At 49.4% G+C, this 11,606-nt stretch carries 14 protein-coding genes; 12 read left to right on the top strand and 2 right to left on the bottom strand.

Annotation, left to right across the window (positions count from 1 at the left end; translation table 11 throughout):
- Nucleotides 1-2 precede the first annotated feature (2 nt).
- The 8 genes from dnaJ (at nucleotide 3) to ACI3EZ_RS01200 (ending at nucleotide 6,109) form a co-directional block, all read left to right on the top strand.
- Nucleotides 3-1,136 (top strand): molecular chaperone DnaJ, encoded by a 1,134-nt coding sequence (dnaJ, locus tag ACI3EZ_RS01235; protein WP_405023788.1) that lies wholly within the window; start codon nucleotides 3-5, stop codon nucleotides 1,134-1,136.
- 99 nt (nucleotides 1,137-1,235) lie between these two features.
- On the top strand, nucleotides 1,236-1,385 hold the full coding sequence (rpmG, locus tag ACI3EZ_RS01230) for a 50S ribosomal protein L33 (RefSeq protein WP_283581633.1): 150 nt from the start codon (nucleotides 1,236-1,238) through the stop codon (nucleotides 1,383-1,385).
- Nucleotides 1,386-1,444: 59 nt separating this feature from the next.
- The gene (locus ACI3EZ_RS01225) at nucleotides 1,445-2,023 is read left to right on the top strand and encodes a 5-formyltetrahydrofolate cyclo-ligase (protein ID WP_405025273.1); all 579 of its coding nucleotides are present in this window, start codon (nucleotides 1,445-1,447) and stop codon (nucleotides 2,021-2,023) included.
- Nucleotides 2,001-2,669 (top strand): rhomboid family intramembrane serine protease, encoded by a 669-nt coding sequence (locus ACI3EZ_RS01220; protein WP_405025272.1) that lies wholly within the window; start codon nucleotides 2,001-2,003, stop codon nucleotides 2,667-2,669. Before ACI3EZ_RS01225 ends, ACI3EZ_RS01220 begins: the two co-directional genes overlap by 23 nt.
- Nucleotides 2,670-2,753: 84 nt before the next feature.
- A complete protein-coding gene (locus tag ACI3EZ_RS01215) occupies nucleotides 2,754-2,969 on the top strand; it encodes a YqgQ family protein (protein ID WP_405023785.1) in 216 nt (71 codons plus the stop codon).
- Between the two features lie 19 nt (nucleotides 2,970-2,988).
- Nucleotides 2,989-3,951: an ROK family glucokinase gene (locus ACI3EZ_RS01210; protein WP_405023784.1), complete on the top strand. Its 963-nt coding sequence runs from the start codon at nucleotides 2,989-2,991 to the stop codon at nucleotides 3,949-3,951.
- 14 nt (nucleotides 3,952-3,965) lie between these two features.
- On the top strand, nucleotides 3,966-4,367 hold the full coding sequence (locus ACI3EZ_RS01205; RefSeq protein ID WP_405023783.1) for a rhodanese-like domain-containing protein: 402 nt from the start codon (nucleotides 3,966-3,968) through the stop codon (nucleotides 4,365-4,367).
- 170 nt (nucleotides 4,368-4,537) lie between these two features.
- A complete protein-coding gene (locus tag ACI3EZ_RS01200; RefSeq protein WP_405025271.1) occupies nucleotides 4,538-6,109 on the top strand; it encodes an ATP-binding cassette domain-containing protein in 1,572 nt (523 codons plus the stop codon).
- Nucleotides 6,110-6,174: 65 nt separating this feature from the next.
- Here ACI3EZ_RS01200 and ACI3EZ_RS01195 read toward each other — a convergent pair whose 3' ends face one another.
- Nucleotides 6,175-6,351: a DUF3042 family protein gene (locus ACI3EZ_RS01195; protein WP_405023781.1), complete on the bottom strand. Its 177-nt coding sequence runs from the start codon at nucleotides 6,349-6,351 to the stop codon at nucleotides 6,175-6,177.
- Between the two features lie 136 nt (nucleotides 6,352-6,487).
- On the opposite strand from ACI3EZ_RS01195, the gene miaA reads away from it, so the two are divergent.
- The 4 genes from miaA (at nucleotide 6,488) to glnA (ending at nucleotide 10,521) form a co-directional block, all read left to right on the top strand.
- Nucleotides 6,488-7,417, top strand: coding sequence for a tRNA (adenosine(37)-N6)-dimethylallyltransferase MiaA (gene miaA, locus ACI3EZ_RS01190; protein ID WP_405023780.1), 930 nt, complete (start codon nucleotides 6,488-6,490; stop codon nucleotides 7,415-7,417).
- Nucleotides 7,418-8,689, top strand: coding sequence for an aminotransferase class I/II-fold pyridoxal phosphate-dependent enzyme (locus tag ACI3EZ_RS01185; RefSeq protein WP_405023779.1), 1,272 nt, complete (start codon nucleotides 7,418-7,420; stop codon nucleotides 8,687-8,689).
- A gap of 80 nt (nucleotides 8,690-8,769) precedes the next feature.
- Nucleotides 8,770-9,159 (top strand): MerR family transcriptional regulator, encoded by a 390-nt coding sequence (locus ACI3EZ_RS01180; protein ID WP_405023778.1) that lies wholly within the window; start codon nucleotides 8,770-8,772, stop codon nucleotides 9,157-9,159.
- A 21-nt stretch (nucleotides 9,160-9,180) separates the two neighbouring features.
- Complete coding sequence (glnA, locus tag ACI3EZ_RS01175) at nucleotides 9,181-10,521, top strand: type I glutamate--ammonia ligase (protein WP_405023777.1); 1,341 nt, start codon at nucleotides 9,181-9,183, stop codon at nucleotides 10,519-10,521.
- A gap of 80 nt (nucleotides 10,522-10,601) precedes the next feature.
- Here the strand turns inward: glnA and ACI3EZ_RS01170 are convergent, their stop codons facing one another.
- Complete coding sequence (locus ACI3EZ_RS01170; RefSeq protein WP_405025270.1) at nucleotides 10,602-10,985, bottom strand: YlbF family regulator; 384 nt, start codon at nucleotides 10,983-10,985, stop codon at nucleotides 10,602-10,604.
- Nucleotides 10,986-11,606 lie beyond the last annotated feature (621 nt).

Raw genomic sequence — 11,606 nt, 5'->3', positions numbered from 1 at the left:
AAATGGCTGAAAGTGATCCGTATAAGGTATTAGGCGTTGACCGGGATGCCTCGGATGCCGAAATAAAAAAGGCGTACCGGCGGCTTTCTAAGAAATACCATCCGGACTTGAACCACGAACCAGGCGCAGAAGAGCGGTTTAAGGAAGTTAACGACGCCTATGATATTCTTGGCGACCCGCAAAAGAAGGCCCAGTACGATCAGTTTGGGTCAACCGGACAGCAGTTTAATGGTGGTGGCGCCGGTGGCTTTGGCGGGGCCAACTTTAACGGTGGGTTCGGCGGTGGCTTTGATGACATCTTTAATTCATTCTTTGGCGGCGGCCGAAGCGCAGCCCAGCAGGCTACCGCACCGCGGCAGGGTCGCGACTTGCAATACGAGATGCATCTAACCTTTAAAGAGGCTGTCTTCGGGAAGAAGACGGACATCGAATACACCCGCGAAGATACGTGTAAGGACTGCCATGGAACGGGTGCGAAACCGGGAACTTCACCGGTAACGTGTTCCCGGTGTGGCGGTCGCGGCTTCATTCAGGTTCAACGGCAAACCCCGCTTGGTCAGATGGTTTCCCAGCAAGAATGTAACGTGTGCCACGGAACCGGAAAGGAAATCAAAGAAAAGTGTCCAACGTGTGGGGGCAGCGGTCACGTCCGGGAGCGGCACGCCATTGAAGTCACCGTGCCGGCCGGCGTTGAGGATGGTAACCAAATGCGGCTTCAAGGCCAGGGTGAAGCTGGTGAGAACGGTGGGCCGTATGGGGACCTCTACATCGTATTCCGGGTTGCCCCAAGCAAGCAGTTTAAGCGTGACGGAGCGGAGATTTACCTTGATCAGCCGATCAGCTTCGTGCAGGCGGCGCTGGGAGATGAGATTAAGGTTCCAACCGTTCACGGGGATGTTGAGTTGCGGATTCCAGCAGGTACCCAGACCGGAACGACTTTCCGGCTGCGGGGCAAGGGCGCACCGCGGCTACGGGGAACCGGCAACGGGGACGAACAGGTGACCGTCCAGATTCAAACACCAAAGAAGCTTTCCAAGAAGCAAAAGGAAGCACTGCGAAACTTTGCGGTGGCCTCCGGGGAGAGCGTGGCGAGCGAATCGTTGTTTGAACGGATTAAAAATAAGATCAACAAGTAGTGTTCTGTCCCCCTAGCGTTTCCTAGGAATAAATGCTAAAATGGTTGCTGTTAGCCTAGCGCTAGTAGAATATATTCGAATAGTTTGGAGGTTAGACGCATGCGTGAACATATCACATTAGAGTGCACAGAATGTGGTGAACAAACGTACCTTTCAAGTAAGAATAAGCGGAACAATCCGGACCGGATTGAACTGAAGAAGTACTGCCCAAAGCAGCGGAAGGTTACGTTACACAAGGAAACGAAGTAAATAACGAGGGGACCGTAATGTTGATTACGGCCCCCTTTGTGGTTTTTAAGGAGAAAATGATGGATAAAAAAACGGCCCGGCGCCGGCAACTTGAGCAAATTAGCATAGCAGTGCGGACAGGACAGCAGGATTGCGACGAAAAGGGTATTTTAGCCCACCTGTACCAATCACCGGAATGGCAAAGTGCCCAAACAGTCGGCGTGACGATTAGTAGCGGCACTGAGCTGGCCACCCAACCCATTATTGAGCATGCGTTAGCAGAAGGTAAACGGGTGGCAGTGCCGCGGTGTTTACCCCACCGCCGAATGGCGTTTTGGGACTGTCAGCAACCAGAGATAACGTGGCAGCAAAGTCCGTTTGGGGGAATCTGGGAGCCGCATACAACACAACCGGCGCTTGCCAAGGAGGCCATCGACCTCATCGTGGTCCCGGGGCTGGCGTTCAGCTTGCAGCATGATCGGTTAGGATTTGGTGGGGGCTACTATGACCGCTACCTGCAGGACTATCCGGGCGTAACGGTGGCCTTAATGGATACTGCCCGCCAAGTAGTCCAAGCTGATTGGCCCGTGGACCCGACTGACGTGCGGCTTAAACTTTTGATTGGGGTGAATGGGATTGACCGAAACGTGGCGGAATAAACCACTGGTGACTGATCTGTTGATTGGAATCAACGTGGTGGTTTTCATTGCGATGGTACTTGCGGGAGGACCGACGAAGCCGCAGGTCTTGGTAGCCTTTGGGGCAAAAATCAACCAGCTAATTAATGTGGGTCAGTGGTGGCGGCTGGTCACGCCGATGTTTTTACACCTGGGAGTGCAGCACATTGTGTTAAACATGGTGACGCTTTATTTTTTGGGTGTGGCGACCGAACCACTCTTCGGCCACTGGCGTTTTCTAATAATTTACCTGGGGAGCGGAATAGCAGGTAATATTGCCAGTTACTTTTTTACGCCGGCCGTTTCGGCAGGGGCCAGTACAGCCATTTTCGGCCTGTTTGGTGCGTACCTGATGTTGGGTGTGGCGTTTTACGAGCAACCGGGAATCCGGCAAACGGCCCGAACTTTTCTAACGTTGGTCTTGCTTAACGTGGTGTTTGATATGTTTGGTAGTGGAATTGACCTTGCAGGGCACCTTGGTGGTTTGCTTGGTGGTTTTTTACTGGCGTATGTGTTGGCGGCTCCCCGGATTGGCCGGGTGCCTCGCTGGCAGCGGGGGTTAGCGTTAGTGGCATTAGGGGTAATCGCGGTAATTGCCGGCTATGGGTTGATGATGAAAGCGGTCTAATCTGCGGTTTATTCAGCGCCGGCGGTATGCTATAATGCTACCGTGTTGCCTTGGCAGAATGAGTGCAGTAAGGGGGCGAGCAGGATGAAAACCCTGTACGATGTCCAGCAATTATTAAAACAGTTTAATGTCTTTGTCTACGTGGGCAAACGGTTATGGGACATCGAGTTAATGGCCTTAGAACTGGATCACCTGTACGAGGCGGGCGTGGTTGATAAGCAGACCTTCGTGAAAGCGAAGCTCGTGTTGAACCGTGAGCATGCGGTTGAGGAGAAGCGCGAGCAGGCCAAGCAGAATTAGGCAGGAGGCATACAAAAAGATGGAAAAGAAGCTCATTGGGGTTGATTTGGGCGGAACAACGATTAAGTTTGCGATCGTTACCAAGGATGGCGAGATTCAGCAGAAATGGAGCATTGAAACCAATATTTTAGATGACGGCTCCCACATTGTGCCGGACATTATCGAATCAATTAATCACCACCTGGATATGTACAACATGACCCCGGATGACTTTTACGGTATTGGGATGGGGACGCCGGGAACGGTTGATATCGCGGCCGGGACGGTGGTCGGTGCGTATAACCTGAATTGGCGGACCATCCAAAACGTGAAGGAAAGTATTGAAGCCGGGACGCGGATGCCGTTTGTGTTGGATAACGATGCGAACGTTGCCGCCCTTGGTGAGCGCTGGATGGGCGCCGGCGAAAACGCCAACGACGTGGTCTTTGTGACTCTCGGAACCGGGGTCGGTGGTGGAATTATTGCTGACGGTCACCTCCTCCATGGAATGCGGGCTGCCGGGGAAATCGGGCACATCAACGTTGAACCGGAAGGCTACCTGTGTACGTGCGGCAACCACGGTTGTTTGGAAACGTACGCTTCTGCAACTGGGGTGGTGCACATCGCCCACGATATGGCGGAAGAATATGCTGGCAATTCCGAACTCAAGAAGATGAGTGATGCGGGGGAAGAGGTTACGTCTAAGCTGGTCTTTGATCTGGCAAAAGAGGGCGACCCACTCGCTAAAATGGTGGTCGATAAGGTATGCCATTACCTGGGGATGGCTTGCGCGAACATTTCAAGCATCCTTAACCCCGCCTATATCGTGATTGGTGGCGGTGTTTCGGCGGCTGGTAAGTTCTTGCTGGATCAAGTTGAGCACTATTTTGAGCACTATGCCTTTCCGACAATTCGGGAAACGACGCAGTTGCGGCTTGCCCAGTTAGGAAACACGGCTGGGGTTCTCGGGGCAGCTTCACTGGCACTTCAGTTTGTTGATTAGGAAGAGGGATTGTTGTGAAATCATCAATTTGGATTTGGATTGATATTATTTTAATTGCGCTATTGGCGTGGATGTTCATCGGCCCGTGGCTGAGCACGTTAAACGCCAAGCGCTACGCAAAGTTGCTGGAAAACGACGAGTTTAAAAAGGGGCTCCACACCGCGCAGGTGATTGACGTACGTGAAGAGCGAAGCTTCAAGAAAAAGCACATTATGGGAGCACGGAACATGCCGTATTCCCAGTTTAAGCTCTTCATCAGCGCTTTGCGGAAGGACCGGCCCGTCTACATTTACGAAGACGGGAAAACGCTAGCCGTAAAGGTGGCCAAAAAGCTCAAGAAGGCGGGCTTTACTGATCTGGCAATTCTAAAGAACGGCTTTAGTGACTGGGACGGTAAGGTTAAGACCGGGCACTAGGACGTGTGAATTTTAGGTTAAAGGACTGATTTCCACCTAAGGGATATCAGTCTTTTTTAGTATTAAGGATTGTATTATTTATGCAGTTAATTATAATTAAATTAATAATAAATGAGAACCGCTCACATTAATTAAATGGCTAGCCGTTAATGAAAAGGGAGGAAAGTGTAATGAAGGTACATGCGTTAAGGGTAAACAGCGTATTTCAATTCTTCCACTATCTTTTTCATCAAATCGGATTAGTAAAACTAACCTTAGCAGCCTTAATTATTACTTTGTGTGACGTCGGTATTTGTAGTCAACCGTTCATTTTAGCACGGATTATGCGGCACCAAACGGTTGATTACAGGATGTTGCTATTGTTTGCGGTAACGCTACTCCTTCCGGCAGTTGTTAATTTTATTACTAGTTTTTTGGTACAAATGGTGCGGAAGTATTCTAAATTAACTGTTTTTCACTTTCTAACCCGCCAACAGTATGAATATTTTTTGGGATATAAGGACGCAGCCCTTGAAAGTATTGTGAGCGAAATTTCGCTATCCTTGCGGCGAATTATTCACGACGTATTAAATAATCTATTAAAGTCAACGATTACGCTAGTCGTTTATGCCATTGCGTTAGCAACGATTAATGCTTTTTTAGGAAGCGGATATATTATTCTTTTCATTTTGTACTTGTTAGGATCGATTTTGTTATCCCGTCAAAATAAAAGGGGAATTAAAGATGCGCTCAATAGTAAGATCATTGCTGACCAGCAATTGGATGATTATTTAAAAAACAAAAACACTGTTTATTCATATCGTTCCTTTGCATTTGAGGGTGATGCCTATCAACAAGTCCTTGAAAGTGAACGTCAAGCATACAGTAGGGTTCAAGGGCGGATTGATCGGCTGAATATGGCACAACAGTTCCTATTAACGTTGTGTGTAATTTTATTGTTTGGATGGGGAAGCATGGTAACAAGGGGAACAGTTCAGGCAATTACCCTTATTTTGGTAATTGTGTATTCAATTATGAATTTATCGCATTTTGGGAGTGATTTACTTGCCGGAATGGAGCTTTTCGGCCGCTTAGTCGAAGCCTTACGGCAGTTGAACTTTAATATGATTGATTTGAATCAGAGTTCTTCAGTAAAACAGGGTGGAACAGCTGAAATCCGCTTACAAAATGTTTCCTATCAGTATAAAAAGGGGGAGCCACTTTTAGATGGATATACCGCACGGTTTCCCCTCAATGCGTCAAGCGCGTTAGTGGGCGTTAATGGAGCGGGAAAGTCAACAATCCTTAAACTAGTTGCGGGAATTTTAACGCCTGCCAAAGGAAGTGTTTTGATTCCCCGGCAAATAAAAGTTACGTATGTTAATCAAGATGCTGTGCTGTTTAACCGGAGCATTTACGATAATATTGCGTACATGAACAGCGAAGTCGATGAGCAACAGGTAGTGAAGATGATGCGGTATTTTGACTTTTCGCCCAAGCTCATTAGCGGATTTAAAGAGCAAACAAGCGGGGAACTGATTAATTCTTTGTCCGGGGGTGAACGGCAGAAATGTTTAATTATTCGCGCCCTTTTATCTTCGGCGAATGTCATCCTGTTTGATGAAATTACCAGTGGGCTTGATCAGAAGGCAACGCATAAGTTTTTCAAACTACTTCAAAAATACCAATCGTCAAAAACGTTCATCTGTGTCACTCACCGTGAAAATGAGTTGGGGTACTTTGATCGTCAGGTTCAGGTTTGATTAAATATAGCAAGAAGCGGACTAGTAATTACTAGCCCGCTTCTCTTTCTAGTTATGTGCTTTTCTTAGCCCTGGTGGGCTGAACGGCTCTTCCGTAAAGCCCGCTTCCGGTGCTCGTCTAAAACGGCTTCCCGTTCTTCAATCGGGTCAACGACCGTCTTCTTGAAGTAGTACGCGCACCCGGCTAATGCTCCAAGCGTTGCGCCAACACCAACAACAAATCCTTTACCAAATGTCTTCATTAAGTCCACCTCACTTTGCTTCGTTCCGTTACCCTTATTATGGCGGATTGGCGGAAAAAATACTAGGGAATACGCTTAAAATTTCTCCTAAAATGGTATAATGCGGGTTAGAATTTAACCGGAAAGAGGTGGGCGGATGAAACCGAAAGTACTGTTAATTGTGGGCCCGACCGCGGTGGGGAAAACGGCGTTGTCGTTGGAATTGGCCCAGCGGTTTGGCGGGGAAGTCATCTCTGGTGATTCAATGCAGGTGTACCGCCACCTCGACATTGGGACGGCTAAGGCCACGCCGGCAGAGCAACGGGTCGTGCCCCATCACCTAATTGACATTGTGGCCGTAACGGACCGGTACTCCGTGGCGGACTTCATGCACGAAGCGACTTGTCAAATCAACGCAATCACGGCGCGGGGCCACCTACCGCTCTTAGTTGGAGGGACGGGCTTTTACCTGCAGGCGCTGGTGGATAACCTAACACTGGGAAACGACCATTATACTGACGATACAATCCGGCAAAAATGGCATACATACGCGGCAGCGCACGGACGGCAAGCGCTATGGGACCAACTCAATGCCGTGGATCCGCCGGCAGCCACTAAGATTCCGCCCAATAACGAGCGGCGGGTGATCCGGGCACTGGAAGTTTACGAGCGGACCGGGCAGCGGTTTTCTGCCCAGCAGGCGAACGCGGCCTTGTTTGACCCGTACATTATCGGACTAACAACGGCACGCGAAGTATTGTATGCACGCATCAATGCCCGTGTCGACGCGATGGTTAAGGCGGGCTTAGTCGATGAAGCGCGGTGGTTGTACGAGCAGGGCGGCGCCAATTTGCCAGCCGGGAAAGGAATTGGCTATAAGGAGCTTTATCCGTACTTTGCGGGGCAGGATTCCCTGGAGGATGCGGTGGCATTAATTAAGCGAAATTCGCGCCGGTATGCGAAGCGGCAGTTAACGTGGTTCCGTAACCAGATGACGGTGCACTGGTATGACTTGGTAGCCCACCCGGAGCAGCAACAGCAAATTGAAGTAGACGTTAAGCAGTGGTTACAAGATGGAGTGAAGTAGATGAAAAATTGGATGGCCGGCTTGCCGGTAACGTTACAGGACATGATAAAAGAAGTTGATCAGCAGATTGCACCGCGGCTGGCGGAAATTGACGAACAAGTGCTCTACAACCAGCAGCGTGTGTTGGATTTGTACCGTGAACACCACGTGGCGGAAGAGGATCTCGTAGGTTCGACCGGGTACGGCACGGATGATATCGGGCGCGATAAACTCGAGGCAATTTTTGCCGATTACTTTCAAACGGATGACGCGTTAATCCGGCCGCAGTTGGCAACGGGCACACACGCCATTTCCACCGGACTTTTTGCGTGCTTACGGCCGGGGGATACATTATACTACATGACCGGGACGCCGTACGATACGATTCAGGAGGTCATCGGGATTGCCGGCGATAACCCGGGGACAATGAAGGACTTTGGCATTGACTTTGACACAACGGAGCTCTTGTCAAACGGAAAGGTGGACTACGATGGGGTGGCCGCAAAGCTGCGGGCCAACGACCACATCAAGGTGGTTGCCATCCAGCGGTCCTGCGGGTACGCGACCCGGGCCAGCTTTACCGTGGCGGAAATTAAGGAAATGATTGCCTTTGTCCGCCAGCTTTTGCCCAACGTCATTATTTTCGTGGATAACTGTTACGGCGAGTTTTCGGAGACGGAGGAGCCGACATTCTACGGAGCTGACCTTATGGCGGGATCGTTCTTTAAGAACGCTGGCGCCGGGTTCGTTAAGTCTGGTTCGTTTTTGGTTGGCCGGCAGGATCTGATTGATGCGTGTGGTGCGCGGTTGATGGCGCCCGGGATTGGCAAGGCCGAAGGGGCGACATACGCGTACATGCGCGACTACTTTGAGGGCTTCTTCATGGCACCGCACACGACGGGCGATGCCATTAAGGGGGCCATCTTTGAGGCGGCGCTCCTTGAAAAGATGGGGCTGGATGTTAGCCCGAAGTGGGACGAGCCGCGGACGGACATTGTCCAGAAGGTGATTTTTGGCAAACCAGAGCCGATGATTAAGTTCTGCGGGGCCATTCAGCACCATTCCGCGCTGAATGCCTTTGTTGACCCGATTCCAAGCTACATGGATGGCTACGAGGACAAGGTTATCATGGCATCGGGAAGTTTTATCGAGGGTTCAACGATTGAGCTGTCGTGTGACGGTCCACTGCGTGAACCGTATTGCCTGTACATTCAGGGGGGCTTGGCGTATGCCCACATTAAGGTGGCGGTAGCTCACGCGGTGGCGGAAACCTTTTTTGCCCCCGAACAGTAATCTGTGTTAGAAAAGCTAACGTGAAACGTTGACTTATATTAGGGGGCTTGCTATGATAGGCACATACGAGGAGGAAGGATATGCGTGAGAAGGAACTACGGCGTTCACTTGCCGTCCTACCGATTGGAACAGTAATGAAGCTGACGGACTTGTCTGCCCGGCAAATTCGCTACTACGAAGAACACCAGCTGGTCGTGCCACAGCGAACGGAGGGAAACCACCGGATGTACTCGCTTAACGACGTTGACCGGCTCCTCGAGATTAAGGATCTGTTGCACGATGGGTTTAACATTGCGGGGATTAAGCGGGTGTACGCTGAGCAGGAGCAAAAACGCCGGCGCCAGCAAGCGAAGTTGCAGCAGTCGTTGTCTGACGACGAGATGCGGCGGATTCTCCGGCAAGAATTCATGAACATCGGCGGGATGAATGAGGGCGCTGAGCAGCCTTTCCACCACAGTCTTCGGCCTTGAAAATAAAGGAGCGATAATCGCATGGTAAAGCATAATTACACGAAGGACGACATTCGGCGCATTGCTAAGGAAGAAAACGTTCAGTTTCTCCGTCTTATGTTTACAGACCTGTACGGGACGATTAAGAACGTGGAGGTCCCGGTGAGTCAGTTAGATAAGCTGCTGGACAATAAGCTGATGTTTGACGGTTCTTCAATCGACGGGTACACCCGGATTGAAGAGAGTGACATGTGGCTGTACCCGGACCTGTCAACGTGGATGATTTTCCCGTGGGACAGCGAACACGGGAAGATTGCGCGGGTGATCTGCAAGGTGTACAACGCCGACCGGACCCCGTTCATGGGTGATCCGCGGAATAACCTGATGCGGGTGCTTGACGAAATGAAGAAGTTAGGCTTTACCGATTTCAATATCGGGCCGGAACCGGAATTTTTCCTCTTTAAGATGGACGAAGACGGTAACCCAACAAAGAAGCTCAACGACCAGGGAAGTTACTTCGACTTAGCTCCGGTGGACTTAGGGGAAAACTGCCGGCGGGAAATTGTGTTAGAACTCGAAAAGCTTGGGTTTGACGTGGAAGCTTCCCACCACGAAGTCGCTCCTGGCCAGCACGAAGTCGACTTTAAGTACGCTGATGCCCTCCACGCCTGCGACAACATCCAGACGTTCAAGTTAGTGGTAAAGACCGTTGCCCGGAAGCATGGTCTCCACGCAACGTTCATGCCAAAGCCGCTGGCCCAGGTAAATGGTTCGGGGATGCACATCAACATGTCACTCTTCAAGGGTGACCAGAACGTCTTCTTTGATGAAGAGGGCGCCGACCAGCTGTCTGACGAAGCCCGCTGGTTCCTTGGTGGTTTGCTGAAGCACGCCCGGAACTTTACGGCCGTTACAAACCCGATTGTTAACTCCTACAAGCGGTTAGTACCAGGCTTTGAAGCCCCGGTTTACGTTGCTTGGTCTGGGCGGAACCGGTCACCGCTTGTGCGGGTGCCGATTGCCCGGGGGATGGGTACCCGGCTTGAACTTCGGAGCGTTGACCCGTCAGCTAACCCGTACCTGGCGATTGCAGCCATCTTGTCAGCTGGGCTTGACGGATTGAAGAACAAGATTGAGCCTGCTGCCGCAGTTGATCGTAACATCTACACGATGACGGACGAAGAGCGGGCTGCAAATGGCATTGTGGACCTGCCGTCAACGTTACACAACGCCTTGAAGGAACTCCGGAAGGACGACGTGATTAAGGATGCCCTCGGCAGTCACCTGTACAACAACTTCGTGGAAGGTAAGAAGATCGAGTGGGACGCTTACCGGCAGCAGGTAAGTGACTGGGAGCGTAAGCAGTACTTCCAGATGTACTAAAAAGCGATTAACGTAAAAACAAACCCCGCAGCCATGTGCTGCGGGGTTTTATGGTTTTAACAATCATCCTAAGCTAGTGCTTACTTGGACTGGTTAGGTTGTTGCGGCTGACTCGGACCAAGGTCCTTATAAATGTTTTCGATTGGCTTCATCAAGCTGCTATTAATGTCGTTTAGTAGTTGGTTGAGGGCTTGTTCGGCTTCCATCAGGCTCTGAACTGGCTTCATGTCTTGCATTTGTTTGGCAAGGTTCTCAAGCTGCTTGAGGTCGTCTTCATTGGGCTGTTGGCCCGTCATTTGGTTAGTCCGCATCTTGGCTTGTAAATCCATGAATTTCTTGTAGGTGTTATAGGCCATCAGGTCGTTTTTTAGGGCAGCAAAGGCGAGCTTGACGTTACCGTACTGCTCGGTTTGCGGGAGCTCCTTAGCAAGCTGATTGACCGTGTCGTAAATGTTAATTGCCATATAAAGGCCTCCTTTGATTTCATCTATCCTAAATGTACCATACAAGCCGGTAAACCGGTACTATCAAGGGAGATGACGGGAACGTAAAGGGGGGATTGTGTAATGAAAACAGTATGGTGGCTGGATTAAATATAATGAAGGCTCAGTGTTTTGAAACGTTGGTAAAGTAGCATGGATTTATGTCTAAGCGGGGCTCACGTCTTTTAGACGTGTTTTTTTTAGAATAAAAAGAAAGCGTTTTATTCTAATGACAGATTAGTTAAAATAAGGGTAACGCTCACTAAGATGAAAACAAAATATGGAAAGTAGAATACAGAATTTAGACTATGTAGGAGGAACGGTATCAATAGATAATAAAGTTTGAATACTATGATTTTATAAGCATATTCAGCAAGTTAGATACTGACGTCTAAGCAGAATAATAATGTGAAATTATCTTAGAAATATTATTATTGTAGAAAATATTTTATTCATAGTAAAGAAATATCCTTAATGGTTATTTATGAATAAGTATTGATAATAATTTTTAAAGTGATCAAATGAATGTTATTCTTAGGTGATTATATAATTAAATGATAGTTAAGAAATTGATTAAATTTAAGCTAATTTGGGGGATACGAT

Origin of the sequence: Ligilactobacillus sp. LYQ60 (assembly GCF_045033015.1) — a bacterium.
GTDB lineage: Bacteria > Bacillota > Bacilli > Lactobacillales > Lactobacillaceae > Ligilactobacillus.
The sequence above is the reverse complement of the archived record's forward strand: the minus strand, read 5'-3'. Positions and strand labels throughout refer to the sequence as shown.

Coding starts and splice junctions, on each gene's coding strand:
- dnaJ (WP_405023788.1), top strand. CDS start 3: ATGGCTGAAAGTGATCCGTATAAGGTATTAGGCGTTGACCGGGATGCC.
- rpmG (WP_283581633.1), top strand. CDS start 1,236: ATGCGTGAACATATCACATTAGAGTGCACAGAATGTGGTGAACAAACG.
- ACI3EZ_RS01225 (WP_405025273.1), top strand. CDS start 1,445: ATGGATAAAAAAACGGCCCGGCGCCGGCAACTTGAGCAAATTAGCATA.
- ACI3EZ_RS01215 (WP_405023785.1), top strand. CDS start 2,754: ATGAAAACCCTGTACGATGTCCAGCAATTATTAAAACAGTTTAATGTC.
- ACI3EZ_RS01210 (WP_405023784.1), top strand. CDS start 2,989: ATGGAAAAGAAGCTCATTGGGGTTGATTTGGGCGGAACAACGATTAAG.
- ACI3EZ_RS01200 (WP_405025271.1), top strand. CDS start 4,538: ATGAAGGTACATGCGTTAAGGGTAAACAGCGTATTTCAATTCTTCCAC.
- ACI3EZ_RS01195 (WP_405023781.1), bottom strand. CDS start 6,351: ATGAAGACATTTGGTAAAGGATTTGTTGTTGGTGTTGGCGCAACGCTT.
- miaA (WP_405023780.1), top strand. CDS start 6,488: ATGAAACCGAAAGTACTGTTAATTGTGGGCCCGACCGCGGTGGGGAAA.
- ACI3EZ_RS01185 (WP_405023779.1), top strand. CDS start 7,418: ATGAAAAATTGGATGGCCGGCTTGCCGGTAACGTTACAGGACATGATA.
- ACI3EZ_RS01180 (WP_405023778.1), top strand. CDS start 8,770: ATGCGTGAGAAGGAACTACGGCGTTCACTTGCCGTCCTACCGATTGGA.
- glnA (WP_405023777.1), top strand. CDS start 9,181: ATGGTAAAGCATAATTACACGAAGGACGACATTCGGCGCATTGCTAAG.
- ACI3EZ_RS01170 (WP_405025270.1), bottom strand. CDS start 10,985: ATGGCAATTAACATTTACGACACGGTCAATCAGCTTGCTAAGGAGCTC.